Origin of the sequence: Noviherbaspirillum suwonense (assembly GCF_900182955.1) — a bacterium.
GTDB lineage: Bacteria > Pseudomonadota > Gammaproteobacteria > Burkholderiales > Burkholderiaceae_D > Noviherbaspirillum_A > Noviherbaspirillum_A suwonense.
Map to the genome: position 1 here is coordinate 1 of NZ_FXUL01000025.1, position 26,997 is coordinate 26,997.

The window sequence follows — 26,997 nt, forward strand, 5'->3', positions numbered from 1 at the left end:
AGGATCACCAGCATCGCATTGCCCAGCCACATCGACACGATCAGGCCCCAGAACAGCGTCGGGTTGCTGGTCATGACCTGCGGGCCCGGCTGGATATTGTGGATCGTCATTGCGCCCCCCGTCGTGGAGGCCTGGGACCTGACCGACGCCCCGATCGACATGCTCGTCGGCTTCTCGCACCGCAAGGTCGGCGAGGAGGCGGCGCGCTTCATGCATGGCCGCGGGGCGCGCCATGCCGCCGTCATCACGCCAACCGACCGCCGGGCGCGCACGCGCAGCCAGGCATTTGCCGACACGATGCACGCGCTGATCGAGGCGCGGGCGAGAGGGATCGCGGTGCCGGGCCAATTGCGCATCCTCGGCTACGGCGACCTCAATTTTGCGGCGCACACCGACCCGCCGCTGTCGACCATGCGCATCGACGGCACGCTGATCGGCACCCTGGCCGCGTCGATGCTGATCGACCGGATCGAAGACCGTAAAGTCGCCGGCAAGGTCAAGGATGTCGGTTTCAGGCTGATCGAGCGGGTCAGCGCATAGGCCGCGCCGTTCGGGCGAAGCCGGGCCAGGCATGGCGCATGCGGCGCCTGGTCGCGGACTGCAGCTTGTCCAGGCTCATCGATACGCTGCGGGCGCGACCGGAAGCCAGGCAAACGCCGGCAATCAATGGCACCATGGCGGACTCAATCCGACAGCGCGGCCGGGACCGCGCCGCATCCGGTTTCGAAGGGACAGACATGGCATGGGCAGAGCTACCGGGAATGGCATTCGCCGCCTTCCTTTCCATCATCACGGCGCGACACGGCCGCCTGCTTGCCGCGCTCACGCTTGCGCTGGCAGCGGCAGGGCCTGCCGCCGCGCAGGCGGCCGAGGAGCCGGCGCTGCCGTTCCAGCACTTTCTGGTCGGCGACCCGGCCGATGTGGTCCCTCTCCGCATGTCCCTTCCGTCGCTGGTGCTGATGGGCGGCGGCAGGTCGGTGCCGGATGCGTTTCGCTGGATGATAGAGCGGAGCGGCGGCGGCAATTTCGTGGTGCTGCGCGCCGCCGGAAACGATGCCTATAACGATTACCTGTATGCGCTGGGCGGGCTGTCTTCCGTCGAGACCCTGGTCATCCCGAGCCGGGAAGCCGCCAGCCATCCGTTCGTGCTGAGCCGGGTGCGCCAGGCCGACGCGCTGTTCATCGCCGGCGGCAACCAGGGCGACTACGTGCGGTACTGGAAAGATACGCCGCTCGATCGGGCCATCCATGAACTGGCGGACCATAACGTGCCCGTCGCCGGCTTCAGCGCGGGCCTGGCCATCCTCGGCGAATATGCGTTCACCGCCGAGCGCGGGGCGATCCGCTCGGCCGCCGCGATGGCGGACCCGTTCGACCAGGCGATTACGCTGAGCCATGATTTCCTGGCCCTGCCCGCACTGCGCAACGTGATCACCGACAGCCATTTCGACACTCGCGACCGGATGGGCCGCCTGATTACCTTCATGTCCCGCCTGGTCAGTGAAGGCCGCACGGATACCGTGCGCGGCATCGGCGTGGGCAGCGGCGCTGCGCTGCTGGTCGAAGACGGCTGGGCGGAGCGCGTGGGCGGCGGCCCGGTGTATTTCCTGGAGACCAGCACGGCGCCGGAAGTGCTGCAGCCCAGGCTTCCGCTCACGCACCGCGGCATTCGGATACAGCGCCTGGAAAGCGGCCGATTCGACATGCAGCGCTGGGCCGGCAAGGACGCGCAGCTGAACCAGTATTCGGTATCGGTGGTCAATGGCATGCTCGATCCCCATGACGCCGGCGAGCGCAGCCAATGACATGCAGTCACCGGCGCTGCGGCGCCATTTCCGTTAGCGCGGCATGCCCGGTCCCGCGCTCATCCACCTGATCAAGGCAGAAAACATGGACCATCGTTCAGCACAGGCCGCATCGGCGCTTCTCCAACAACACTGGATGCGGGGCAGCCTGATCCAGGAGTTGCCCGCCGGTGTCAGGCCGCACAGCCGCGAGGAAGGCTATGCGGTGCAGGCCTGCCTCGAAGCGCATTCCGGCAGCCCGCTCCACGGCTGGAAGATCGCCGCCACCAGCGGCGCCGGCCAGGCGCACATCAATGTCGACGGACCGATCGCCGGGCGCATACTCGCCGAGCGCGTGATTCCCGACGGCGGCATGGCGCCGGCCGGTCCGAATCACATGGGCGTCGCCGAAGCGGAGTTCGCCTTCCGCATGGGACGCGACCTGCCGCCGCGCGCTGACGCCTACACCGTCGACGAGGTGCTGGCCGCGGTGGCGACGCTGCATCCGGCCATCGAGATCCCCGATTCGCGCTACGAGGACTTCACGCGCGTCGGCGCTGCCCAGCTCATTGCCGACAATGCCTGCGCCCATTACTTCGTGGCCGGCGCGGCATGCAGCGACGACTGGCGATCCATGGACCTGATCGCGCACCGCGTGCGGGCGCGCGTCGAGGGCAAGTTCGAGCGGGAAGGCTCGGGCGCAAACGTGCTGGGCGACCCGCGCGTTGCGCTGGCCTGGCTTGCCAATGAACTGTCCGGCCTGGGCATCACCCTGAAGCAGGGCCAGATGGTCACCACCGGCACCTGCGTTACGCCTTTCGAGATCGCGCCCGGCGACCTGGTCACCGTGGATTTCGGCAGCCTCGGCACGGCCAGCGTGCGCATCGGCTGAGGCGCGCGGCGGCATTCCGCGCCGGCGCTCAGGCCGGCGGCCCGGGGATGGCGGCGATCAGGCTGTCGAGAAAGGATTGCACCGCGCGCGGCAGGATGCGGCCCGCCAGGGTCTGCACTTCCAGCTGGAAGGAACTGAGGTCGCGCTCGCGCAGCGGAATGGCCCTGAGCCGGCCTTCCGCGAGCAGGTGCCGCACCGGCAGCTCGGCGGAAAAGGCGATGCCGCCTTCGGCCAGCACGAAGCTGATGGTCGCTTCCAGCGAATCGCTGGTGAAGACCGGATCGATCACCAGCTGCTTGCGGGCGCAGCAGGCGTCGATGAGCTGGCGCATCGCGATCTTCCTGGCCGACATCGCCAGCGGATAGGCGGCGACATCGGACAGGGTCACCTGGTTCGACGCGGCAAGCGGATGCGACGGCTTCATGACCGCGTAGATCGGCGCCCGCTGCGCATGATGCACCTTGACGCCCCGGGTCGCGCTGAGCGTGAACAGCAGCCCGATATCGGCTTCCCCGCCGAGCAGCCGGTTGACCACTTCGGAACTCGGCCCGACTGACAGGCCGAAATGGATGCCTGGATGCTGCCGCCTGAAGGACTCCACGAGCGTGGGCACGAAATGCACGGCGAAGCCGCTGTTGCAGGCGATTTTCACGTCGCCCCGGCGCAGGCCCTTCAGGGCCAGCAGCTCGTTGCCGATGCGCTCGGTTTCGAGCTGCATGCGCAGCGCATACGCGGCGAGCAATTCGCCGGCCGCATTGGGCACCGTGCCGCGCGCATGCCGGTCGAACAGCGGCGTGCCGAGTTCCTCCTCCAGCCTGGCGATCTGCCGGCTCACCGCCGACGAGGCCACGTTGAGCTTTTCCGATGCCTTGGTGATCGATCCGCAGCGCACGACTTCGAGGAAGTAGCGGACGGCGGTTTCCTGCAGGACGCGTGTATTGGCCATGCGGGGCATTCTGCCCAAGCCATGCCGATTCGGCAAATGAACATTCGAAACAATATGCTGGTGGGATCGCAGGCGGACCCTTACCATCGGTGCGATGGCAGCCCCTTTCCAGGCCGCAGCACAAGGAAGTTCATGACCGACGCCCGCACCGACGACGACCAGACGCAATGCCTGCAGCAGCTCGCGCTGGGCCATCCCATCCTGTGGGCCAATCCGGCCCTGCCCCGGGCGCGGACGGTAGCGCCCGGGGCAGGGCCGGGCCGATCCGACATGCTGGCGGCCGAAGCGCGCCTTGTCCGGTTTGCGCCCCTGCTGTCGGACCTGTTCCCGGAATTGCAGCCGTCCGCCGGCCGCATCGAATCGCCGCTGCTGCCGGTTGCGGAACTGGGCGCGGCGCTCGGCCTGCCGGAAGTTTTCGGCGCGCTGTGGGTCAAGGCGGACCACGGCCTGCCCGTGGCCGGCTCGATCAAGGCACGCGGCGGCATCCACGAAGTGCTGGAGTTCGCCGAGCGGCTCGCCTTTGACCATGGCCTGCTGCGGCCCGACGACGACTACCGCGTGCTGGCCAGCCCCGCCGCCAGGGCCTGCTTCGGCCGCTATGAGGTGGCGGTCGGCTCGACCGGCAACCTTGGCCTGTCCATCGGCGTGATGGCCTCGGCGCTGGGCTTCCGGGCCACGGTTCACATGTCGGCCGACGCCAAGGCATGGAAGAAGGAAAGGCTGCGCGCGCGCGGCGTCAGCGTGGTCGAGCATGCCGGCGATTACGAGCAAGCAGTGGCGGCCGGCCGCGCGCAGGCGGCGCAGGACCCGACCATCCATTTCATCGACGACGAGCGTTCGCTGTCGCTGTTTCTCGGCTACAGCGCCGCCGCGCCCAACCTGGCCCGGCAGCTCGCGGCGCATGGCATCCGCGTCGACGCGCAGCACCCGCTGTTCGTCTACCTGCCCTGCGGCGTCGGCGGCGCGCCCGGCGGCATCACCTTCGGACTCAAGCAGCTCTACGGGCCGCATGTCCACTGCTTCTTTGCCGAGCCGACCCAGTCGCCCTGCTTCCTGCTGCGCATGCTGGACCGGCGCGGGGCGGCGCCATCGGTGTACGACATCGGGCTGAGCAACCAGACCGAGGCGGACGGCCTGGCCGTGCCGCGGGCATCGGACCTGGCGGCCGACACCATCGGCGACGACCTGTCCGGCGTATACACCGTCGGCGATGACACGCTGTTCCGGCATCTCTACCTGGCCCGCCGGCATGCCGGGCTGCAGATCGAGCCGTCGGCCGCGGCCGGCTTTTCAGGGCCGGCCATGCTGGGCCAAACCGCCGCCGGCCGGGCCTACCTGGAGCGGCACGGCCTGCTGCCGGTGATGAATGCGGCCACCCATATCGCGTGGACCACCGGCGGCCTGTTCGTGCCGGACGCCGAGTACCGCAATTTCCTGGAGCGCGGCGCCGGCCTGGATGCGCGGCCGGGCGGCCAGGCTTCTGGTCGACCGGCCGCCTAGCCGCCCGTCCACGCCTGCATTTCCACCTCGACCGCGACATCGAATGCAAGCCTGGCCTGCACCGCGGAGCGCGCCGGCAAGCCGTCGGGAAAGAAGCGCCGGTAGACCGCGTTGAATGGCGCGAGGTCGCCGATGTCGGCCAGCCAGACCGTCACCCTGACGACGTCGTCGAAGCCGGCGCCGGCCGCCTGCAGCGTCTCGGCGATGCGCTCCATGACGGCCTGCGCCTGGACCGTGATATCGCCGGTGACGACCGTGCCGTCACGGTCCAGCGGTATCTGGCCGGACAGGAACAGCATGTCACCGGCCTGCACGGCGCGGGAAAACGGAAAGGGCAATGTGCCTGGATGGCGCTTGATGCCGGGCATGGTGATCCTCGGTCGAATGATGGAGAAAGTCGCGGCGCGGGCTGCGCCGTCGGAAGGCGCTGCGGCAAGCCTGCCGTCAGGCGCAGGCCGTCGATTCGGCCGGCAGCGGCCGTCGCAGCCGCTGCGGCGACAGCGCAGCGCTGCGCACTGCGAAAGCGGCCAGGTCTTCGGGAAACGGCTGTCCCAGCAGCGACGCTGCCGCCAGCCGCGCCACGGCCGGTGCGCTCTGGATGCCGTAGCCGCCCTGTGCAGCCACCCAGAAGAAATGCGGTGCGGCCTCGTCCTGGCCCACCACCAGGTCGCCGTCGCCGACGAAGGACCGCAATCCGGCCCATACATGCCGGGGCCGGCGTATCTGCAGGGTCGACGCTTCCTCGATATGGAAGATGCCGGTCGCCACATCGATTTCCTCGGCCTGCACGTCATGCGGATCGACCGGATCGGCATTGGCCGGCGAACCGAGCAGCTGGCCGGCGTCGGGTTTGAAGTAATACGATTCGTCGATGCCGATCACCATGGGCCATCCGGCAGTGTCCATGCCGGCGGGCGGATCGAAGGTGAAGGCGGTGCGCCGTCTTGGCTGCAGGCCGATGGGCGGCACGCCGCAGCGCGCGGCGACCAGGTCGGCCCAGGCGCCGGCCGCATTGACCAGGCTGCCGCCGGCCACGGTGCGGCCGTCGTCGAGCGTGACGGTCCACTTGCCCGCGGCGTACTCCGCCGACGCCAGGCGGGCGTCGTTGAACAGCTTGCCACCCCGGGCGCGCATGCCCTTCAGATAGCCGTTGTGCAACGCATGGACGTCGATGTCCATCGCATCGTGCTCATACACCGCGCCGATCACGGCCTCGCGGCGGAGCACCGGGCAGCGCGCGATCGTTTCCGATGCATCCAGCTGGCGCGCGCCGACCGAGGTCTGGCGGGCAAGCGCCATGCTGTCCGCCAGTTCCCGTTCCTGGCCGCGCATGGCCACATGCATCACGCCGCGCCCGGTCAGGATCGGATTCCCGGCGAAGCCCGGCGGCGGACCGGACAGGAAGGCACGGCTGGCGCAGGTCAGGGCGCGGGTGGTTGGCGTGCCGTAGGTCTCGCTGAACAGCGCGGCCGAGCGCCCGGTGGAGTGGTAGCCGGGCTGGGACTCCTGTTCCAGCACGGCCACCCTGGCATGGGGCGCCAGTTCATAGGCGAGCGAAGCGCCGGCAATGCCGGCGCCGATAATGATGAAGTCGAATTCCACTGGGTCTCCTGGGCGATGCATGCATCACGAAGCAGGCCCTTGACGGGCCGGCCGGGCTAGTCAAGCTTGATCGCGGCGCGCTGCGCGATCTCCTTCATCGCCGGCATCTCGGTGGCGATCAGCCTGGCGAGCTCATCGGGCGAGCCATAGGTCGGCTCGGTGCCGATGGCGAACAGCTTGCTGCGGGTTTCCTCGCTGGCGACGGAATCGGCCAGCGCCTTGACCAGCCTAATCTTCACCGCGGGCGGCAGGCCGCGCGGCGCGACGATGGCGATCCAGGTGTCGGCATTGACGCCTGCATAACCGCTTTCGGCGACGCTGGGAATATCCGGCGCCATGCTCGAGCGCTGCGCGGTGGTCACGGCGATGGCCTTGACCTTTCCCGACTTCAGCTGCGGCAGGGCGGCGGTCAGCGTGTCCACCGTGAACGAGATATGCCCGCCCATGAGGTCGTTCATCGCCGGCGCGCTTCCCTTGTAGGGCAGATGGCGCAGCTTGATGCCGGCGGCCTGCTGGACCATCTCGCCGGCGAAATGCGCGGTCGTGCCGTTGCCGTAGGAGCCGTACGCATATTTTTCGGGCTCGGCCCTGGCGGCAGCGACAAGTTCCTTGAAATTGTTGATCGGCACCGCCGCATTGGCCAGTATGACCATCGGGCTCCTGCCGATCAGGCCGATCGGCTCGAAGCTCTTCACGGTGTCGTAAGGCACCTTCGGATAGATCGCCGGATTGACGGTGAAGGTGGTGCCCGAACTGATGAGCAGGGTGTAGCCGTCCGGCGCGGCCCTGGCCACCGCGCCGGCGCCTACCATGGTGCCGGCGCCGGGCTTGTTCTCGATGATCACCGTCTGTCCCAGGCGTTCGCCCAGCGTCTTGCCGATCTGCCGCCCGATGGTGTCGGTCGCGCCGCCGGGCGGAAACGGCACGACCAGGGTCAGGGGCTTGCTGGGATAGTCCTGCGCGAAAGCGCCTGCGCAGCTGGCGGCCGCGACGCAGAGGATGGCAATACGGGTCAGGCGGTCAGATCGGGTCTTCATCACGATGCTCCAACGGGGAAGGTTTGAAAGACGGTGCGGCAGGCGCGGGCCGAAACGCGGGCAGTCCGGTCAGACGGCCGGCGCGCTGCCGGATGCTGCCGGCGGCGAAGCAGCGGCCGCGCCGCGCTCCGGCGCATCGACCGCGATCGATGTCAGGTCGACCCGGCTCGTCCTGAGCCGTTCGAGGTCGGGCAGCGGCCGCGCCAGCGCCGGCTGCGCGGCAAAGGCCCGTTCGAGCGCGCCCGCGCAGGCCAGCAGGCGGGCGTCGCCGCGGAAACTGCCGACCACCTGCAGCCCGAATGGCATGCCCTTGTGGTCCACGCCGCATGGCATCGTCAGCGCGGGATTGGTGGCCAGCGTGACGACATAGGTCAGCGCCAGCCAGCGGTAGTAATTTTCCAGCGGGACGCCATTGACTTCCTTCAGGTACAGCTCGCTCCAGGCAAAGGGCGAGACGGGCGTCGTCGGCGACAGGATCAGGTCGTATTGCTCGTACAGGGCCTGGAAGCGGCGGAAGAAGCGCGTCTGCTCCGCATGCGCCCAGGCCGTATCGGCCAGCTTCATCGCCGCGCCGAGTTCGTAATTGCCCCGCGTGTTCGGGCCCAACGACTGCGGGTCGCGACGATACGCCGCCTCGAAGCCGGCGACGAAACTCTCGGCCCGTATCACGTCGAAACAGCGGTGCGCCTCGCCGGCGTCGAAGCTGATCGGTTCGCATTCCCTGAAGAACGGACGCATCGCCTCGATCTTTTCCCTGAACACCCTACGGATGCCGTCATCCACCTCGCACACGCCGAAGTCCTCGGTGTAACCCACGCGCAGCGTCGACAGGTCCGCTTGCCCAAGCATGCCGAAGTCCGCGGCGCAGACCGGGTAGCTGAGCGGGTCGGACATGTCCAGGCCGACCGTGGCGCCGAGCTGCAGCACGATGTCTTCCATCGAGCGTCCCATCGGGCCGACCACGGAAATCGGCGTCCAGCCCAGCAGCTTGCGCTGGCTGGGCACCAGGCCGGGCGACGGCCTGAATCCATAGACGCCGCACTTCGCGGCGGGAATACGCAGCGAACCGCCGGTGTCGGAGCCGCTGCATAGCGGCAGCATGTCCACGGCGAGCGCGGCCGCCGACCCGCCGGACGAGCCGCCGGCATTCAATGCCGGATTGAACGGATTGCCGGTCGCGCCCCAAACCGTGTTGCGCGTGTTCGCGCCGGCGCCCATCTCCGGCACGTTGGTCTTGCCGACCACGATGGCGCCGGCCGAGCGCAGCCGGGCGACCAGCCTGTTGTCCTGGGCCGGCACATTGTTCCGATAGATCGCGGAGCCGTAGGTCGTCAGCAGCCCCTCGGTTTCCTCGAGGTCCTTGATGCCGACAGGCAGCCCGTGCAAGGGGCCAAGCGCCTGGCCTGCCAGCACTGCCGCTTCCGCCGCCGCCGCTTCCTTCCTGGCGCGCTCGAAGCAGGTGGCGGTCACCGCATTGATGCGCGGATTGAATTCCTCGATCCGGCCGATGCAGGCCTCCAGCAGCTCTACCGGCGAGATCGCCTTGCTGCCGATCAGGCGCCGCAGCTCGGTTGCGCTCTTGCTTGTCAGATGGTGCTCGCTCATACACTCCCTCGGAAAAATTGCGGTGTCGCCGGCCCGGTGCAGGCGCTGCGCGGGCCGTGCCGGCAGCGGATGCGTCCAATATAGGCGCGCCGCCACCTTGCCACCAGCATATTGTTTAGAGTGCTGCGTTGCCGAATCGGCAAAGCTGGAGCGACATGCGCGCGGCGCGCACCGCCTGGCTCAGCCGCCAACAACGGGTGTAAGCTGGCCGGCGGCCGCGGCGCGGGCAGGGCGTCCCGGCCGGAACACGGCGCAACGCGACGCAATTCGGACCTTACTGGAGAACGGATGTTCATGACGACAAAACTGCTGGTCACGCAAGGACTGGAAGACAAGCTGCTGCAGTTCGCCCGCGACCGCGACTGGGAGCAGTATTACGCGCCCAGGAACCTGCTGATGGCGCTGGTGGGCGAGGTCGGCGAACTGGCGGAAATCTTCCAGTGGATGACCGAGGCGGAAGCCGCCGATGCAATGCGAAACCCGGAGACCGCGCAGCGCATCAGGGAAGAAATGGCCGATGTGACCATGTACCTGGTCCGCCTGGCCAGCGTGCTGCGGCTAGACCTCGACGCGGCGGTCCAGGAAAAACTCCTGTCCAATGCCAGAAAGTATCCGCCCAACGCCTAGCCGATGGTGCGCGGAGACGGCTGTGTCCCGCGCCGGCGGTGACTTGCGACACGTTCATCATCTGCGCCGACCCGCTCCCGGTCGCTCCTGGCGTCAGGAGTCGCGGCGCGCCCGGCCTGCGTACCGAACGCCGGCGAGGTGCGCAGGTGGCCTGTCAGCGAGACGACCTTTTCGACATGCTGCAGGGAGCCCAGCCCGGCCTGCAGGTTCAGGAGTATCCTGCCTGCGGCCAGCCGGGCAGCCTTCCGGCCCGATGCAATGTCGTCCTCCGCGATGTCGCCGGCCAGGACATGGCCGTGTGCGCGGGCCACGACGCCGCTGGAGAACAGCAGGCGGTCGGCCCGGGTGAATGCGCTGTACAGGCCGGACGGCAGCGCCACGTCCGAACCGGACTGTATTCATTGCGCCAGCCTCGCATCAGGCCCGGACGCGGCGGCGCCGGCCAATGCGGCGCTACCTGTCCTGCTGGCGGCAGCCTCGTGCTCGACGCGGCCGCTCAGCCAGCATGCCCCAGCCGGGTCGTCGACCCCGGGAAGCTGCACCCGTATCTCGGAAGGGAATCCCATCGACACGCCCTGGCGCACGGTGACAAGCTCCGCGCCGGCCGACGCCAGGCCGAGACTGCGCAAGCCGAAGGCCAGCGCGGTGGCCGCGATGCCGGTTGCCGCATCCTCCGGGTAGCCGGACGACTTCGGAAACTGCCTGGCCTCGAACACAAGGGCAGCGGCGTCGACCGGCGCGAATGGATAAAGCCCGGTCGATCCGAGGTCGCCGCATACCTTCTCCATGTCGTTGAACCGCGGCTGCAGCGATCGCAGTTCCGCGATCGTGCGCATCCGCACCAGCGTCTTGACCCGGCTCGTCGACGCATTGATGACCGGCCTGACGATCGCTTCCGGCGGGACGCGCAGCACCGCGGCAATGGACAGGACCTGCGGCTCATCGAGTATGGCCAGCGTGGCGCCCGGCTGGGAAATCTGCACGAGCCCGTCACGGAACCGGGCGGCGATCACGCCGCTCGGGGTGCGGATGCGGATCGGGCTGCCGTCCCAGCCGCCCTGCTCCCTCAGCAGCCACAGCGCGCCCACAGTCGCATGCCCGCACATTTCCATCTCATGGCTGGGGACGAAATAGCGCATGCCGACGTCATGGTCGTCGCCGGAACCCGGCAACACGAAGCCGGCCTCGTGACCGAAGCGCTCGGCGACGCGCCGCATGTCCTCGCCCGACATGCCGTGCGCCTGCAGCACGATGGGCGCGGGGTTGCCGCCGGCCTCGCCTGTCGGCGCGCAGAACACACGGACGACCTGGGGGTCGGCCGGCAAGCCTGTTAGATCTGGTGTCATTCAGCCCTCGCATCGACGGATTTCGCAATATCGCCCCAGGCGGCCGCGTCGCCTGCCGCCACCTTGCCTGGTATTGCCTTGCCCAGCGCGCCGCCGCTTTCGGCGGAAGCGCCGCGGGACCCATTATCCCGTACCAGAGCGCGGGTCTGAAATTCGCCAGCCCCTTCGATTCGAACGTGGCGACGCGCGGTGAGCTATCCGCCGTTACGGTGCTCGCGATCGCAAGCCAAGTCGGCTGGAGTCCAGGCTCCTGTCTGTCGCGCATGCTGATGAAGCGGCACGGGATGACGCCCGCCACGGTAGGGCAAACCGCCGGCTCGAATCTGCTATCGCCGGCCCGGTAAAAATCACCGCGCCGCCAGGCTGGCCTTGACGACGCCGGCAGCCGGCTGCGCCTCCCAGCCGCCGCCCAGCGCGCGGATCAGGGCCACGGTCGTGAGCGCCCGGTCGCCGCGCAGCTGCACCGCGCTGCGCTCCACCGCCGCCAGGTTGCGCTGGGCGTCCAGCAGCTCGAGGTAGCCGGAACGGCCGGCGTCGTACAGCTTCCGCGCCAGGTCGGCCGAGCGGCGCGCCGAGGCCAGCGCCTGGTCCAGTTCCGCGCCCTGCTGCGCCAGGATGCGCAGGCCGGCAAGCTGGTCCTCGACGTCGGCAAAGGCGGCCAGCACGCTCTGGCGGTAGCTGCCCACCGCCTCCTCCAGCGCGGCCTCGCTGCGCACGATGTTGTTGCGGTTGCGGCCGCCGTCGATCAGCGGCATCGACAGCGCCGCGCCCAGCAGCCAGGAGCGGCTGCTCCACTTGAACACGTCGGCCACGGTGCCGGCCACGCCGCCCGCGTCGGCGCCGATGGTCAGGGCCGGGAACATGGCCGAGCGTGCGACGCCGATGCGCGCATTCGCCGCTTCCATCGCGCGCTGGGCGCTGGCGACGTCGGGCCGGCGCTCCAGCAGCGCGGACGGCAGGCCGGGCGGGATCAGCGGCAGCGCCGCCGTCGCTTCCAGCGGATCGGTGGCCGCGCCGAAGTTCGACGCCGGCTCGCCCAGCAGCACGGCCAGCGCATGTTCGGCGTTGCTGCGCTGGCGCTGCAGGCCGATCGCGTCGGCGCGCACCGTCGACAGCTCGGTGCGGGCGCGCGCCAGGTCGAATTCGCCGATGTCGCCGAGTTCGAAGCGGCGGCCGTTGATGCGCACGTTCTCCTCGCGCAGCCCCACGGTCCGTGCGACGGTGGCCAGTTCGGCATCGAGCGCGCGCAGCCGGAAGTAGGTCTGCGCAACGTCGGCCTGCAGCGACAGCAGCACCGAGCGGTAGGTCGCCTCGACGGCGCCGGCGTCGCTGCGCGCCGCCGCCACGCTGCCGGAAACCCGGCCGAACAGGTCGACCTCGTAGCTTGCGCTCAGGCTGGCGCGGTAGCTGGTGACGGCGGGGATCGAGGTTCCCGCCGGCTGGTTCACTTCGGGCGGCGCCGGCCGGGCGCGCTGCGCGCCGGCGCCGGCGTCGACCCGCGGCACGCGCTCGCTCTCGGCGATGCCGGCGATGGCCCGCGCCTGCCTCACCCGCGCCGCCGCCACCGCCAGGTTCTGGTTGTTCGCCGTCGCCTGCGCGATCAGGCTGTCGAGCCGGGCGTCGTTGAAGGCGCGCCACCATTCGCCGCGCGGCTGGCTTTCCGCCGCCTGCGCCGCTTTCCATGTCGTGCCGTCGGGCGCATTGCGCACGTCGCCGGCCGGCGCCTGCTGCGGCTCCTTGAATGCCGCCGGCACCGCGACCGCCGGCTGCCGGAAATCCGGGGCGGCGCAGGCGCTGAGCAGCAGTGCGCCAAGCAGGGCCGCAAATGCCGGCCGGAAGGGCGCGGTCGCCTTCGCAATGGCAGGCAGTGCGGGAAAGGTGGGGGTCGGATTTGCTTGCATCGTTTTCCTGTTATTCATTTCGCGGCTCCTTCCAGTTCGGCGCCATGCGCCGCCGGTTCGGGTGCGGCAGCCGGCTTGCCCATGCGCCTGGCGAGCGTGCGCAGCAGCACGTAGAACACCGGCGTCAGGAACAGCCCGAAGAAGGTCACGCCCAGCATGCCGGCGAACACGGCCACGCCCATCGCGTGGCGCATCTCGGCGCCAGCCCCGCTCGAGAACACCAGCGGCAGCACGCCCATGATGAAAGCGATCGATGTCATCAGGATGGGCCGCAGCCGCAGGCGGCAGGCTTCCAGCGCGGCCTCGACGATGCTGCGGCCGTGGTCTTCGAGCTCGCGCGCAAATTCCACGATCAGGATCGCATTCTTCGACGCCAGCCCGACCAGCACGAACAGCGCGATCTGGGTAAAGATGTTGTTGTCGCCGCCGGTCAGCTTCACGCCGATCAGCGCGCACAGGATGGACATCGGCACGATCAGGATCACCGCCAGCGGCAGGGTCCAGCTCTCGTACTGCGCGGCCAGCACCAGGAACACCAGCAGCACGCACAGCGGGAACACGATCACCATGGTGTTGCCGGCCAAAATGTCCTGGTAGGTCAGGTCGGTCCACTCGTAGGCGATCCCCTTGGGCAGCGTCTCTTCCAGGATCTTCTCCATCTCGGCCTGCGCCTGTCCCGAGGACACGCCGGGCGCGGCGCCGCCGTTCAGGTCCGCCGACACGTAGTTGTTGTAGCGCTGGACGCGGTCCGGGCCATGGGTGTCCCTGACCTGCATCAGCGACGACAGCGGGATCATCTCGCCCTTGCTGCTGCGCACCTTCAGCTGCGTCATCTGCTCGGGCTGCGAGCGGAACTGGGCGTCGGCCTGTACCCGCACCTGGTAGGTCCGGCCGAACTGGTTGAAGTCGTTCACGTACAGCGAGCCCAGGTTGATCTGCAGGGTCTGGTAGATGGTCTGCAGCGGCACGCCCAGCTGCTTTGCCTTCACCCGGTCGACGTCGGCGAACAGCTGCGGCACATTGATCTGGTAGCCCGAGAACACGCCGGCCAGCTTCGGGTTCTGCCAGGCCTTCGCCTGCACCGCCTGCACCGCCTTGTACAGCGCGTCATAACCGACGTTGCCGCGGTCCTCGATCATCAGCTTGAAGCCGCCGGTGGTGCCCAGCCCGTTGACCGGCGGCGGCGGCAGCACCATCACGAACGCGTCCTGCACCGCGCCCATGCGCTTGTTGATCTCTGCGGCGATGGCCTCGGCCGACATCGACTTGTCCCGGCGCGCCTCGAACGGCTGGAGGCCGACGAATACGATGCCGGCGTTCGGCGCATTGGTGAAGCCGTTGATCGACAGGCCCGGGAAGGAGATCGAGTTCTCGACGCCCGGGATGTCCTTGGCGATGTCGGACATCCTGCGGATCACCGCATCGGTGCGATCCAGCGAGGCCGCGTCCGGCAGCTGCGCGAAACCGATCAGGTACTGCTTGTCCTGCTGCGGCACGAAGCCCGGCGGCACGGCCTTGAACATGAACAGGCCGGCCACGCCCAGCATCGCATAGACCACCAGCGACGCGCCCTTGTGCCGCAGCACGCCCCGGACGCCGCCTTCGTAGCGGTGCGCCGAGCGGCCGAAGAAACGGTTGAAGCCGGCGAAGAAGCGGCCGAACACCTTTTCCATGCCGCGGCTCAGCGCATCCTTCGGCGCGCCGTGGCCGCGCAGCAGCACGGCCGACAGCGCCGGCGCCAGCGTCAGCGACACCAGCGCCGAGATCACGGTCGAGATCGCGATGGTGAGCGCAAACTGGCGGTAGAACTGCCCGATCAGGCCGGACACGAATGCAATCGGCACGAACACCGCGCACAGCACCAGCGCGATGGCGATGATCGGGCCGGAGACTTCCTTCATCGCCTGGATCGTGGCGTCGCGCGGCGACAGGCCGTTCTCGATGTTGCGCTCGACGTTTTCCACCACCACGATCGCGTCGTCGACGACGATGCCGATCGCCAGCACAAGGCCGAACAGCGACAGCGTGTTGATCGAGAAGCCGAAGCCGAGCATGACGGCGAAGGTGCCGACGATCGACACCGGCACGGCCAGCAGCGGGATGATGGAAGCGCGCCAGGTCTGCAGGAACACGATCACGACCAGCGCGACCAGGATCACCGCTTCCAGCAGCGTGTGGATGACGGAATTGATCGACTCGCGCACGAACTGGGTCGGGTCGTAGACGATGCTGTATTCGACGCCCTGCGGGAAATCCTTCGACAGCCGCTCCATCGTGGCGCGCACGTCGGTCGACAGCTGCAGCGCATTCGCGTTCGGCGCCTCGAAGATCGGGATCGCCACCGCCGAGCGGTTGTTCAGCAGCGAGCGCAGCGCGTACGAGTTCGAGCCCATCTCCAGGCGCGCCACGTCTTTCAGCAGCGTGGTTGCGCCGCCGGCATTGGTCTTGACCACGATGTCGCCGAACTGCTCCACGCTCTGCAGCCGGCCCTGGGTGTTCACCGTCAGCTGGAACTCCGCGCCCCGGCTCGGCCCCTGGCCGATCACGCCGGCGGCCACCTGCACGTTCTGCTCGCGGATGGCGTCGACCACGTCGCCGGCGGTCAGGCCGCGCGCCGCCACTTTCTGCGGGTCGAGCCAGACGCGCATCGCATAGTCGCCCGAGCCGAACAGCTGCACCTCGCCCATGCCGTGCAGCCGCGCCAGCTGGTCCTTGATGTTGAGCACCGCGTAGTTGCGCAGGTAGAGGTCGTCATAGCGGCCGTCCGGCGAATTCAGGTGGACCACCATGGTCAGGTTGGGCGAGCTCTTGACAGTGGTCACGCCGATCTGGCGCACCTCTTCCGGCAGCCGCGGCAGCGCCCGCTGGACCCGGTTCTGGACCGCGGTCTCGGCCTGCTCGACATTGGTGCCGATGGCGAAGGTCACGGTCAGCTGCAATGCGCCGTCGGAGGTGTTCTGCGAGGACATGTAGAGCATGTTCTCGACGCCGTTGATCTGCTCCTCGAGCGGCGCGGCGACCGTCTCGGCGATCACCTTCGGATTCGCGCCCGGATACTGGGCGCGCACGACGACCGACGGCGGCACGACATCCGGGTATTCGGAGATCGGGAGCTTGAAGATGGCGATCAGGCCGGCGACGAACACGATCACCGACAGCACGGCCGCGAAGATGGGCTTATCGACAAAGAAACGGGAGAAGTTCATGGCTTATTCCTTCGCGGCGGTGGCGGCGGCCTTGCCCGGCTGGTCGAGCGCGGCGACCGTGGCGCCCTTGCGGTTCTCGGCATGCATCGGCACGATCTCCGGCGCGAGCGGCGCGCCGGGGCGCACGCGCTGCAGCCCGTTGACGACGATCCGTTCGCCGGCGTTGAGTCCTTCCTTGACGACCCGCAGGCCGTCGACGCTCGGCCCGAGCTTGACCGGGCGGTATTCCGCCTTGCTGTCCTTGTCGACGACGAAGACGAACTTGCGGTCCTGGTCGGTGCCCACGGCGCGGTCGTCGATCAGCATGGCGTTCGCGGTGGCGCTGCCGCCGCCGAGCTGGACCCGGGCGAACAGGCCGGGGACCAGCGCGCGGTCGCGGTTCTCGAAGGTGGCGCGCATGCGCACCGAGCCGGTCTGCGCATCGAGCCGGTTGTCGACGAATTCAAGCCTGCCTTCGTGCGGAAAGCCGTCCTCGTTGGCCAGCCCGATCTTCACGGCGACCGGCTGGCCCTTGTGGCTTTGCGCGCCGACGCGCAGGTAGGTCGCCTCGTCGCCGTCGAAGCTGGCATAGATGCGGTCGAGCGACACGACCGAGGTCAGCACGGCGCTGGCGTCGACCAGGTTGCCCAGCGTGATCTCGGCCTTGGACACGCGGCCATCGATCGGCGACGCGACGCGGGTATAAGCCAGGTTCAGCCTGGCCGACTCGTACTGGGCCTGCGCGGCGCGGGCGTTGGCGTCGAGCTCTTTCAAGCCGGAGGCGCGCTCGTCGTATTCGCGCTGCGGGATCGCCTTGTCGGCCAGCAGTCGCTCGGCGCGGGCCAGCTCCAGGCGCGCCAGGTCCGCCTTGGCGCGGGCCGACGCGGCGGCGGCCTCGGCGCGGTCGGCCTCGGCCTGGTAAGGGCGCGGGTCGATCACGAACAGCACGTCGCCTTTCTTCACCTCGGCGCCCGGCCTGAAGTTCACGGCGGTGATGAAGCCGGACACGCGCGGCCGGATCTCGACGCGCTCGATGGCTTCCAGCCGGCCGGAAAATTCCTGGGTCTCGGCGATCTGCCGTTCCAGCACCGCGGCGGCCGACACCGGCGCGGCGGCGGGAGCGGCTTGCGCGGGCGCCGCCTTGCCGGTGGCGTCGGAGCAGCTGGCAAGGGTGGAGGCCAGCGCGGCCGCAGCGAGCGCCAGCACGAGTGGCCTTGCGGCCGTCTTCAGGGTTTCAAGGGGTTTCATGTGATCGTTCCATTCCGGCAGCGCGTTGGTTTTGTTGATAAATAACTAATTTTTAGGCGAACAGTGTGCTTCCCGGGCTTTCATGCACAGCCAGGTCCGCCGTGCCTGGACGGCACGGTTTCTATTGGGTTTTACGGCGTTGCGGCCGCGCGCGGCTCAGCCGCCGGGCGGCGCCGGCGCACCGTCGAGGCCGGCAATGAAGTTGGCGATTTCGTCGAGCACATCGCCGGTGCAGGCGCATTCGTTGCGGGCGTTCGGCTCCTGCAGCCGGGCCGGCGGCAGCCGCCGCACCGTGGTCCGCACGCCGGCGCTGATCAGCTTCTTGCCATAGGCTTCGGCCTCGTCCCGCAGCGGGTCGTCGTCGGTCGACAGGATCAGGGCCGGCGGCAGGTTCTTCAGGCGGCTCGACTGCAGCGGCGACGCGTACGGATGGCTGCGGTCGGCGACATGCGGCAGGTAGCCGCGGTAGGCAGCCACGCAGTCGTCGACGACCCTGGCCTTGTCGACGCAGGTCGGCAGTTCGCGCATCGAGCAGGTGGACAGGCCGGGGTCCAGCATCGGCATGATCAGGACCTGGCCGGCGACCCGCGGCGCGCCGCGGTCGCGCGCCATCATGGCGACGACGGCGGCCAGGTTGCCGCCGGCCTCGATGCCGGCCACCAGCATGCGCTTGCCGGTCCAGCCGAGCGCCGCCTTGTTCCTTGCCGCCCACTCCAGCACCGCGTGGGCATCCTCGACGGCGGCCGGGAAGGGCTTCACCGGCGCCAGCGTATAGGTCGACGACAGCACCACCGGATAGCCGCTGGCGTCGGCCAGGCGGCGCAGGAAACCGTCCGCCTCGTCCAGATTGCCGTCGACGAATCCGCCGCCATGGAAGAACACGATCAGCAGGTCGCGCCGGCCATCGGCCGCGGCGCGGTACAGGCGGCCGGCGAGCGGGCCTTCGAAGCCCGCTATCTCCAGTTCGCGCACCGCCAGTTCATGCTGGCCGGACGCGGCGGGATTCCCGCTGCCGTGCTGCGCGAGCGGCGCATTCATTGGCGCACCTTGCGGGAAGCGACGCGCGTCGCGCCGGCAGGCGCGTGGTCCCGGCCGCCTGACATTCCGGCGCGGTCCGCCGCGCTGCGCGCAGATGCCGCGCCTGCAAGAATTCTCCCGTGATGTTCCATGACCCACTCCCGTTTCCACTGCCGCTGCCTGCATTGGCAGCACCGTACTCGCACTATAGACATGAACTAGAATCCGATAAACGCGCTAATCGCGAATCCATTATTCAGTCTGCTGAACAATCGCCCCTATGAACAACAAGCTACAGGCCATGGCCGTATTCGTGCAGGTCGTCGACGTCGGGAGCTTCACGCGCGCCGCCGAGATCCTGCAGCTGCCCAAGGCCACCGTCTCGACCCTGGTGCAGTCGCTGGAAAGCGCGCTGTCGACCAAGCTGCTGCACCGGACCACCCGCCTGGTCACGGTCACCACCGACGGCGCGGCCTACTACGAGCGCTGCGTGCGCATCCTGTCGGACGTGCGGGATGCCGACGAGTCGCTGTCGCGCGCCCGCCTGTCGCCCAGCGGCCGGCTGCGCGTGGATGTGCCGTCAGGCCTGGCCAGCGAGATCCTGATCCCGGCCCTGCCCGCCTTCTTCGAGCGCTACCCGGACATCGTGATGGAGCTGGGCAGCACCGATCGGCCGGTCGACCTGGTGGAGGAAGGCGTCGACTGCGCCATCCGCGGCGGCGAGCTGTGGGACACCAGCCTGATTGCGCGCCGCGTCGGCGTCATCAATTTCCTGACGGCCGCTGCGCCGTCCTACCTCGAACGCTATGGCGTGCCGAAGCACCCGCGCGACCTCGAGCGGCATCGCTGCGTGAACTATTTCTCGGCCAAGACCGGCAAGACCTACGACTGGGATTTCCGGCGCGGCGACGAGCGCATCGATATCGCGATGCACGGCGTGATCGCGCTGAACGACTCGAATGCCTACGTGCACGCGGGCCTGGCCGGCCTGGGCGTGGTCCAGATGACGGACTACCTGCTGATGCAGCATGTCGCCGCCGGACGCATGGTGCAGCTGCTGCCCGACTGGACCAGCGACCCGCTGCCGGTCCACATCGTCTTCCCGCAAAGCCGCAACCTGTCGGCCAAGGTGCGGGTGTTCGTCGAATGGGTGGCCGAGCTGTTTTCGAGCCACCCCCAGATGCGCCTGCGCGCCGCCGGCCAGCCCGTCGCCGCGGCCCCTGCGGCGACGGGCGTCGCATCCGCGGCTGCGCCGGCCACGGCGGTCTAGGACGCTTGCGGCCGAGACAGGCAGTATCGTCGGCTAGCCGCCTGCGCTGGGACGCGGCGTTCCTGGCGCCGCATCGCTGGCGACATTGCATTGATGATGATTTTGATGCAGACTAACATCTTTTATGATGCGGAGGCTGTCATGCGAACCACTGTCACCGTGGACGATGCGCTCTACGAGAAAGCGCTCGAACTGGCCGACCCGGACATGGACAAGTCGGACATCTTTCGCGAAGCGATGAAGACCTTCGTACGCGTGCAGGCCGCCAAGCGGCTGGCCGCCCTGGGCGGCGCGGCGCCCGCCATGCAGGATGTGCCCCGGCGCCGGGAAGAAACCGCCGCGCGATGAGCGTGATCATCGACAGTTCGGTCTGGATCGATCATTTCCGCAACGGCAACGACGTGCTCGTCAGCCTGCTCCAGGCTGACCTCGTGCTGACGCACCCGATGGTGCTTGCCGAACTGGCCTGCGGCACGCCGCCCGCGCCGCGCGCACGCACGCTGGGCCAGATCGGGCTGTTGCGAGCATGCAACCAGGTCACGCTGGACGAGACGATGAACCTGATCGAGCGTGAAAAACTGTACGGCCTCGGCTGCGGACTGGTGGACATCTGCCTGCTCGGGTCGACGCTGATCACGCCGGCGGCCCGCCTGTGGACGCTGGACCGGCGGCTGGCGGAACTGGCGGAGCGCTTCGGCATGGCCTTCCACAGCCAGCTGCACTAGCCGGCGCACAGGCAGGCACGGTTTGCCCTCCACACAAGCCCCATTTTCGCCGTCCGCCTTCGTCCGGGAGACCGGCGGCAGCTATGCGCGGGAACTCGGCATCGACCTGTCCGGCGGCGACCCGGCCGAGATCCAGAAATGGCTGCTGGCCGCCGTGCTCTTCGGGGCGCCGATCCCGGTCGGCACCGCGGTGAAAACCTACCGGGAATTCGAGCGGGCCGGGCTGGTCCGCTTCGATCGCATCCGGCAAGCCGGCTGGCATGCGCTGGTCAGGACGCTCGGCCGGGGCGGCTATGCCCGCTACGACTTCAAGACGGCGACCAAGCTGATCGAGGTCGCCGACCGGCTTTCGCTCGACTACGGGGACGATGCGAATGCGCTGCACCTGGCCGCCGCCGACGAAACGGACCTGGTGCGACGCATCAGGCAGCTAGGCAAGGGCATTGGCGAGGTCACTGCCGGCATCTTCCTGCGCGAACTGCGCGGCGTCTGGAGCAAGGCGCAGCCGCTGCCGTCGGCGCTGGCGGTCCTGGCGGCGGGGACATTGGGCCTGGTCGACGCCGGCACACTGGACAAGGCCGAAGTCCGGCAGGCGCTGATGACGCTCTGGCGGGAAGACGGCATGACACCGGAGACCTTCCCGGAATTCGAAACCGCGCTGCTGCGCCATGGCGCGACGCTGCGGCGCAAGCGCACGCCGAAGCCGCGCTGACATGCCGCGGGAGGGCGACCGGCCGGTCAGCTCCGATCGCGCGTTGCGCTGCGATGGCTGACGGACCGGCCATGCGCGGCCAGGCCAGGACCCTTTTTTGGACAGGCGGTCGCCGTCCTCTGCTAGCATGACGCCGCATTTGAAAGGCCGCCCTTCAAGGCGGCCCATACCTATATATATAGAGGATGAGACCATGACCTGCCTGTACCGCATCAAGAACATCGCCGTGCAACCGGCACTGCCCCGCTCGGCCAACCCCAGGCTCAAGCGCCTTGCGATGGCGGCCCTGCTGTGCGCGGCGGCCGGCGCCGCCGCGGCGCAGGGCTATCCGGACCGCATGATCAAGCTGGTCGTGCCCTTCCCGCCTGGCGGTCCGACCGATGTCGCGTCGCGCATCATCGGCCAGAAGATGAGCGAAGGCCTGAAGCAGCAGGTGGTCGTGGAAAACCGGCCGGGCGCGTCCGGCATGATCGGAGCGGAAGCCGTGGCCAAGAGTCCGGCCGACGGCTATACGCTGATGATGCTGGCCACGCCCGCGCTGCTGTTCCCGCACCTGAGCAACGCGAAGAACACCGACCTGTTCAAGGAACTTGCGCCGATCGGCAGCGCCTACGACCTGCCGATCGTGATGGTCGTGAACCCGCAGAAGATGCCCGACGTGAACGGCCTGCAGGACCTGATCGCGAAGGCGAAGGCGCAGCCCGGCATGCTCGACTACACCAGCGCCGGCAATGCCAGCTTCGGCCACCTGTCCACCGAGCTGCTGAAGAACCTTGGCCAGTTCGACATCCGGCACGTGCCGTACAAAGGCAGCGCGCCGGCGATGCAGGACCTGCTGGGCGGAACGGTGCCGATGATGTTCTCCGATATGATCGCGGCGCTGCCGCATATCAAGGCGGGCAAGCTGCGGCCCATCGCCGTCGGCTCGGCCAAGCGCGTCGCCTTCACGCCGGACGTGAAGACGGTCGCCGAGCAGGGTTTCGCCGGCTTCGATGCGGTCGCCTGGGGCGGCCTGATGGCGCCTGCCGGCACGCCGAAACCGGTGATCGACCGCCTCAACAAGGAACTGCAGGCAGTCCTGGCCGACAAGGACGTGCAGGCCAAGCTGCTTGGCGCCGGCACGATCGCCGCCTATGCGTCGCCCGAGAAAATGAAGGCCAGGATGCAGGAGGATTACGACCGCTGGGGCAAGGTCATCCGCGACAACGGCATCAAGAGCGATTGAGCCGGGCGTGCCGCCCTGATTGTCCGGCGCAGGGCGTCGGGCACTGGACAGGCGATTTTGTCACCCATCGAGGCGCGTCCGGACGACGCCAGGCAAGTATGCGGCCCGGCTGCGCATTGTTTCTCTTAAGAAATGTGTGCATAATAAGGTTCACTTCACCGCTGTGCTACCTCGGCGCGCCCGCCGAAACTCAAAACCGTCTATATCGAATGGAATGGTCATGACAAAAGAATCGATCCACACCCCGGAGACCAGGCTGAACAACCCTACGCGCCGGAACCTGCTCGCCGGCGGCACCGCGCTCGCCATGGCGGGCCTCGCCGGGTTCAGCAGAACGGCGATGGCGCAGGCGGTGGGCGCCGCCGCGCCCGCGGCCCCGAAACCGCTGCCTTCCTACGTGGCGTGGAAAGATCCGGCCGCGATGATCGTGCACACTTCCGGCACCCTGGAAACCCGGCGCAGCGCATTCGGCACCAGCATCATCACGCCGAGCGAGCAGCTCTACATCCGCAACAACCTGCCGGCGCCGGACGCGTCCATCGTCGCCGATCGCGACGGCTGGGAAATCATGGTGGAAGGCGTGAAGGCGCCGCGCAAGCTGACGGTCAGGGAATTGAAGACCATGGGACTTGAAACCGTCACCATGGTGCTGCAATGCTCGGGCAACGGCCGCGGGCTGTTCCCGAACAAGCCCAGCGGCACGCCGTGGCAGGTCGGCGCGGCCGGGTGCGTGGTATTCAGCGGCGTGCCGGTGCGCGCGGTCGTCGAAGCGCTGGGCGGCGTCGCCGGCGGCGCGGTCTACATGACGGGCACGGGCGGCGAGAAGCTGCCGGAAGGCGTCGACCCGAAGAGCGTGATGGTCGAGCGTTCGGTGCCGCTGGCCGCGATGGCCGACGCATTGCTTGCATGGGAAATGAACGGGGCGGCGATGCCGCTGGCGCATGGCGGGCCGCTGCGCCTGATCGTGCCCGGCTACACCGGCGTGAACAACGTCAAGTACATCAAGCGCCTGGCGTTCACGGTCGAGCAGTCCGACGCAAAAATCCAGAAGACGGGTTACCGCATCACGCCGCCCGACCAGAAGGCTGACGAGAGCCAGCCGTCGGTGTGGGAAATGGGCGTCAAGTCCTGGATCAACTCGCCCAGCGGCGAGCAGGGGCCGCTTGCGGCCGGCCCGATGCAGGTCAAGGGCGTGGCCTTTGGCGGCATCCATGCGGTCAAGTCCGTCGAGGTGTCGGTGGACGGCGGGAAGACCTGGCAGGCCGCCCGCTTCGTCGGCCCGGACATGGGCCGTTATGCCTGGCGCCAGTTCGTCCTCCCGGTCAGGCTCGCCGCCGGCACACACACCCTGATGAGCCGCGCCACCGATGCGCAGGGCAATGTCCAGCCAGAAGGTCGGGTCGACAACGTCGGCGGCTACAACAACACCAGCTGGCGCGACCATGCGCTGCAGGTCACGGTGGCGTAGATGAGGGCCTTCATGAACGGACGGCGGCTGCTGCTGGCAGCCGTTCTCGGCGGCGCCATGGGCGGCGCCGCCGCGCAGGGCAGCGTCGAGGACGGCAAGCTGCTGTTTACCAAGGGCGCCGTGCCGGCATGCGCGGTCTGCCATACTCTGGCCCACGCCGGGGCCACCGGCGAGATCGGGCCGGTGCTCGACGAGCTCAAGCCCAATGCCGCACGGGTCGAAAAGGCGATCCGCAACGGCATCGGCCAGATGCCCGCCTACACCACGCTCACCGACGCGCAGATCAGGCAGCTGGCGAACTATGTGGCGCAGGTAACCGGCGCGACGAACTGATACGCATGCCAGGTCATGTGGCACCGGATGGGATCGACGGTTCGGAGTCGTAGGGTGTAATAAGCGCAGCGCATTACAACGCTGGCCAATCAACCACCATCGCCTGTTCGCGGCCAACGGTGTAATGCGCTTGCGCTCACTACACCCTACGGCGCTTCATCGCGCCTCGTGAGCCCGTATCGCATCCGCCCAATCGGAGCCACGCAATACGGCGCCCTTTACCTGGCCGCCGCCAGGGTCCCGCCGACGGTCGGCATGGATTTCTCGCGCCATTCCGGCATGCCGTTGCGATACCAGTACACGGTCTTGAACCCGCTTTCCGCGGCGATCTTCGACGCCTTGTAGGATTTCCAGCACTCGGGGCCATTGCACAGGAAAATCAGCGGCTTGTCCTTCGGCAGCTTTGCGATGGCGGAATAATCATCGAGCGCCTGGTCGAAGTCGCGCTCCTTCAGGCTGCGCTCGACATACGGCGCATGGATCGCGCCGGCGATATGTTCATGGTCGAATTCCTTCTGGCTGCGGGTGTCGACCACCGCGACGCCGGACGCGATCAGCCTGGCGACCTCGGTTGCGGCGACGACGGTGGCGCCCTGCACCGCCTGCGGCGTCAGGATGCCCAGGGACGCGATATAGCGGTACTGGTCCTCGTCGGCCTCGGTCGCCGGCTGCAGCTTGCCGTAGCCGCTCAGCTTCGCGTCATTCGACGCCAGCCATTTCAGCACGGTCTTGCGGTCGGCTTCCGGCAGGCCCTTGCGCACCATCATCGCCGCGCCGCCCGGCACCGGGCGCGTGGACTTCAGGATGACGGCCACGTCGGGATTGGCCTTCATCCAGCGTTCCGCTTCCGCCTGCTCGGCGACCGTGACGTCGGCCAGGTTCATCTTCACAGCCAGCAGGCCCGCGCCGCTGGTCCTGCCGTAAGCGACCTGCTTGAACTGCTTGAGGTTGATATTGGCGTCAGTGAGCAAGCCTTTCGCAAGATAGGCGCGCGCGGAGTCTTCCTGCGTCAGGTAAAGCCGCTTGCCGGCCATCTGGGCGAGGCTGGCCACATCCTTGCGCGCGACAAGCACGTAATGGGTATTGCTGGTGTCGCGCGCCAGCAGCCGGTAGCCGTGGCTGATGGCCGAGGCGGTCACATGGGGCGGCCCGACAAGGATGTCGTTTTCCTGCGTGCGGGAAGCGCGCATCACATCGGTCAGGTTCGAGGTCTGCTTGTAGATGACCTTTTTGCCCAGCGCGTCCTGCAAGGACGCCGGCAACGCCAGGAAGCCAAGGCTGCCGCCCGACTCGTCCGCGGGATCGTTGCCCACCAGGATCGTGAAGTCCGCCAGTGCGGCGCCAGGAGCGAGCACCGCGCACCACAACACGATCCGTTGAATTGTCCGGCCTAGCTTCATTGACTGCGCTCCGATGAGTGGTCTGGAATGGATATCGCCTGCCACCAGTGTATCCGATTTAATTTCTCTTGGGAAACTAAAGTGCAGCGATGGGAGGCATCGTCGGCCTGGCGGCGCGCGGTCCGGTCAACCCTGGTCGATCAGGCCGGATGCCGCCAGGTGCGCGACCATGAAGTCCCGGACCGTGTCCAGCGCCGGGTTCCGGTGCGCCAGCGGCCAGGCAAGGTAGAGCTCGGCAAACACATCCTTGCGCCACAGTGGCCGGTAGACGATGTTTTCCATCCGCAGCGACTGCGCCGACGCCGGCACGATGGCCATGCCCACCCCGGCCTTCACCAGCGCCAGGATCGTATGGGTCTGCGCGATCTGCTGCACGCAGCGCGGCGACACGCCGCTGGCGGCAAACAGCGCCGATATCTTCTGGTGGAAATAGCTTCCCTCGACTGGCGCATACATGATGAACGGCTGGTTCGCCATGTCCCGCATCGCGATGCGCGGCTTGCTGGCCAGCGGATGGCTGTCCGGGATCGCCAGCAGCATGGGTTCCCGGGACGCCAGCACATAGCCGAATGCCTGCTCGCTCATCACCGGCCGCAGGAACGCCAGGTCGATGTTGTGCGCGGCGAGCGCAGCATGCTGTTCGGACGACACCATTTCGCGCAGCACGATGTCGATGCCGGGGAAACGCGCCTGCAAGGCGGTGATCAGGTCGGGAATGAGCGCATAGCCGGTGACGGCCGTATAGCCCAGCACGATACGGCCGGCCTCGCCGCTGGCGGTGCGGCGCGCGGTTTCCACCGCACGCGCGGCCAGCGCGAGCACGGCGCTGCTGTCTTCATAAAACACCTTGCCCGCCGCCGTCAGCCGCACGCTGCGGCTGGAGCGCTCCAGCAACTGCACGCCCAGCGCCTGCTCCAGCAGCTGGATCTGGCGGCTCAGCGGCGGCTGGGTCATGAAGAGACGCGCGGCGGCCCGGCCGAAATGCAGTTCCTCGGCCACGGCCGCGAAACACTTCATCTGGAACAGCTCGATCATCGATTCAATCCTTGTATTGATAGATCCATTTTCTAGCTTAGACGATTATCGATCCAGTGCCTATAATCCCCCACACAAACGCTGCAAAGACAGCGGCTGGGGGTTGGCGGTTGCCGACTCCCGCCTGCGCCCGCCCGCT

At 68.1% G+C, this 26,997-nt stretch carries 25 protein-coding genes and 1 pseudogene; 12 read left to right on the forward strand and 14 right to left on the reverse strand.

Going from position 1 to position 26,997, the window contains the following annotated elements; all coding sequences use genetic code 11:
* Window positions 1-119 (reverse strand): annotated as a pseudogene (locus QOL82_RS23820) (tripartite tricarboxylate transporter permease); the annotation flags it as partial.
* A 4-nt stretch (window positions 120-123) separates the two neighbouring features.
* Between QOL82_RS23820 and QOL82_RS23825 the strand changes: the two are divergent.
* The 3 genes from QOL82_RS23825 (at window position 124) to QOL82_RS23835 (ending at window position 2,676) form a co-directional block, all read left to right on the forward strand.
* Window positions 124-540 (forward strand): substrate-binding domain-containing protein, encoded by a 417-nt coding sequence (locus QOL82_RS23825; protein WP_283444804.1) that lies wholly within the window; start codon window positions 124-126, stop codon window positions 538-540.
* A gap of 197 nt (window positions 541-737) precedes the next feature.
* A complete protein-coding gene (locus QOL82_RS23830) occupies window positions 738-1,805 on the forward strand; it encodes a cyanophycinase (RefSeq protein ID WP_283444805.1) in 1,068 nt (355 codons plus the stop codon).
* A gap of 85 nt (window positions 1,806-1,890) precedes the next feature.
* Complete coding sequence (locus QOL82_RS23835; RefSeq protein ID WP_283444806.1) at window positions 1,891-2,676, forward strand: 2-keto-4-pentenoate hydratase; 786 nt, start codon at window positions 1,891-1,893, stop codon at window positions 2,674-2,676.
* A gap of 28 nt (window positions 2,677-2,704) precedes the next feature.
* On the opposite strand, the gene QOL82_RS23840 is transcribed toward QOL82_RS23835, so the two are convergent.
* On the reverse strand, window positions 2,705-3,622 hold the full coding sequence (locus QOL82_RS23840) for a LysR family transcriptional regulator (protein WP_283444807.1): 918 nt from the start codon (window positions 3,620-3,622) through the stop codon (window positions 2,705-2,707).
* 132 nt (window positions 3,623-3,754) lie between these two features.
* Here QOL82_RS23840 and dsdA point away from each other — a divergent pair, with 132 nt between their 5' ends.
* Window positions 3,755-5,122 (forward strand): D-serine ammonia-lyase, encoded by a 1,368-nt coding sequence (gene dsdA, locus QOL82_RS23845; RefSeq protein ID WP_283444808.1) that lies wholly within the window; start codon window positions 3,755-3,757, stop codon window positions 5,120-5,122.
* Here dsdA and QOL82_RS23850 read toward each other — a convergent pair.
* The 4 genes from QOL82_RS23850 to QOL82_RS23865 form a co-directional block, all read right to left on the reverse strand.
* The gene (locus QOL82_RS23850) at window positions 5,119-5,490 is read right to left on the reverse strand and encodes a RidA family protein (protein ID WP_283444809.1); all 372 of its coding nucleotides are present in this window, start codon (window positions 5,488-5,490) and stop codon (window positions 5,119-5,121) included. The two genes, dsdA and QOL82_RS23850, sit on opposite strands and share 4 nt — an antisense overlap.
* 76 nt (window positions 5,491-5,566) lie before the next feature.
* A complete protein-coding gene (locus QOL82_RS23855) occupies window positions 5,567-6,745 on the reverse strand; it encodes an NAD(P)/FAD-dependent oxidoreductase (protein WP_283444810.1) in 1,179 nt (392 codons plus the stop codon).
* Window positions 6,746-6,780: 35 nt separating this feature from the next.
* Window positions 6,781-7,761, reverse strand: coding sequence for a Bug family tripartite tricarboxylate transporter substrate binding protein (locus tag QOL82_RS23860; protein WP_283444811.1), 981 nt, complete (start codon window positions 7,759-7,761; stop codon window positions 6,781-6,783).
* A gap of 69 nt (window positions 7,762-7,830) precedes the next feature.
* The gene (locus QOL82_RS23865; RefSeq protein WP_283444812.1) at window positions 7,831-9,366 is read right to left on the reverse strand and encodes an amidase; all 1,536 of its coding nucleotides are present in this window, start codon (window positions 9,364-9,366) and stop codon (window positions 7,831-7,833) included.
* A 294-nt stretch (window positions 9,367-9,660) separates the two neighbouring features.
* On the opposite strand from QOL82_RS23865, the gene QOL82_RS23870 reads away from it, so the two are divergent.
* A complete protein-coding gene (locus tag QOL82_RS23870; RefSeq protein ID WP_283444813.1) occupies window positions 9,661-9,993 on the forward strand; it encodes a nucleotide pyrophosphohydrolase in 333 nt (110 codons plus the stop codon).
* On the opposite strand, the gene QOL82_RS23875 is transcribed toward QOL82_RS23870, so the two are convergent.
* The 6 genes from QOL82_RS23875 to QOL82_RS23900 form a co-directional block, all read right to left on the reverse strand.
* Window positions 9,990-10,373 carry a RidA family protein gene (locus tag QOL82_RS23875; protein WP_283444814.1) on the reverse strand — a complete coding sequence of 128 codons (384 nt, stop codon included), beginning with the start codon at window positions 10,371-10,373 and terminating at the stop codon, window positions 9,990-9,992. The two genes, QOL82_RS23870 and QOL82_RS23875, sit on opposite strands and share 4 nt — an antisense overlap.
* Before the next feature lie 18 nt (window positions 10,374-10,391).
* On the reverse strand, window positions 10,392-11,339 hold the full coding sequence (locus tag QOL82_RS23880; protein ID WP_283444815.1) for a PhzF family phenazine biosynthesis protein: 948 nt from the start codon (window positions 11,337-11,339) through the stop codon (window positions 10,392-10,394).
* 347 nt (window positions 11,340-11,686) lie between these two features.
* Complete coding sequence (locus QOL82_RS23885; protein ID WP_283444816.1) at window positions 11,687-13,240, reverse strand: efflux transporter outer membrane subunit; 1,554 nt, start codon at window positions 13,238-13,240, stop codon at window positions 11,687-11,689.
* Between the two features lie 14 nt (window positions 13,241-13,254).
* Window positions 13,255-16,446 (reverse strand): efflux RND transporter permease subunit, encoded by a 3,192-nt coding sequence (locus tag QOL82_RS23890; protein WP_283444817.1) that lies wholly within the window; start codon window positions 16,444-16,446, stop codon window positions 13,255-13,257.
* A gap of 3 nt (window positions 16,447-16,449) precedes the next feature.
* Entirely contained in the window at window positions 16,450-17,673 is a 1,224-nt protein-coding gene (locus tag QOL82_RS23895; protein WP_283444818.1) for an efflux RND transporter periplasmic adaptor subunit, read from the reverse strand.
* Window positions 17,674-17,829: 156 nt separating this feature from the next.
* Window positions 17,830-18,711, reverse strand: a complete 882-nt coding sequence (locus QOL82_RS23900) for an alpha/beta hydrolase (protein WP_283444819.1) — start codon at window positions 18,709-18,711, stop codon at window positions 17,830-17,832.
* A gap of 259 nt (window positions 18,712-18,970) precedes the next feature.
* Here QOL82_RS23900 and QOL82_RS23905 point away from each other — a divergent pair, with 259 nt between their 5' ends.
* The 7 genes from QOL82_RS23905 to sorU all read left to right on the forward strand — a co-directional run bounded on the left by QOL82_RS23905 (window position 18,971) and on the right by sorU (window position 24,423).
* Complete coding sequence (locus QOL82_RS23905) at window positions 18,971-19,960, forward strand: LysR family transcriptional regulator (RefSeq protein WP_283444820.1); 990 nt, start codon at window positions 18,971-18,973, stop codon at window positions 19,958-19,960.
* A gap of 141 nt (window positions 19,961-20,101) precedes the next feature.
* Window positions 20,102-20,308, forward strand: coding sequence for a type II toxin-antitoxin system VapB family antitoxin (locus QOL82_RS23910; RefSeq protein ID WP_283444821.1), 207 nt, complete (start codon window positions 20,102-20,104; stop codon window positions 20,306-20,308).
* Window positions 20,305-20,685, forward strand: a complete 381-nt coding sequence (locus tag QOL82_RS23915) for a type II toxin-antitoxin system VapC family toxin (protein WP_283444822.1) — start codon at window positions 20,305-20,307, stop codon at window positions 20,683-20,685. Before QOL82_RS23910 ends, QOL82_RS23915 begins: the two co-directional genes overlap by 4 nt.
* Window positions 20,686-20,707: 22 nt before the next feature.
* A complete protein-coding gene (locus tag QOL82_RS23920) occupies window positions 20,708-21,397 on the forward strand; it encodes a hypothetical protein (protein ID WP_283444823.1) in 690 nt (229 codons plus the stop codon).
* A gap of 277 nt (window positions 21,398-21,674) precedes the next feature.
* Complete coding sequence (locus tag QOL82_RS23925) at window positions 21,675-22,622, forward strand: tripartite tricarboxylate transporter substrate binding protein (protein ID WP_283444868.1); 948 nt, start codon at window positions 21,675-21,677, stop codon at window positions 22,620-22,622.
* Between the two features lie 220 nt (window positions 22,623-22,842).
* Window positions 22,843-24,090, forward strand: coding sequence for a SorT family sulfite dehydrogenase catalytic subunit (gene sorT / locus QOL82_RS23930; RefSeq protein WP_283444824.1), 1,248 nt, complete (start codon window positions 22,843-22,845; stop codon window positions 24,088-24,090).
* Window positions 24,091-24,102: 12 nt separating this feature from the next.
* Complete coding sequence (gene sorU, locus QOL82_RS23935; RefSeq protein WP_283444825.1) at window positions 24,103-24,423, forward strand: SorU family sulfite dehydrogenase c-type cytochrome subunit; 321 nt, start codon at window positions 24,103-24,105, stop codon at window positions 24,421-24,423.
* Between the two features lie 218 nt (window positions 24,424-24,641).
* On the opposite strand, the gene QOL82_RS23940 is transcribed toward sorU, so the two are convergent.
* Both QOL82_RS23940 and QOL82_RS23945 read right to left on the reverse strand, forming a co-directional pair.
* Entirely contained in the window at window positions 24,642-25,823 is a 1,182-nt protein-coding gene (locus QOL82_RS23940; protein ID WP_283444826.1) for a PhnD/SsuA/transferrin family substrate-binding protein, read from the reverse strand.
* Between the two features lie 126 nt (window positions 25,824-25,949).
* A complete protein-coding gene (locus QOL82_RS23945) occupies window positions 25,950-26,858 on the reverse strand; it encodes a LysR family transcriptional regulator (RefSeq protein WP_283444827.1) in 909 nt (302 codons plus the stop codon).
* Between the last annotated feature and the right edge of the window lie 139 nt (window positions 26,859-26,997).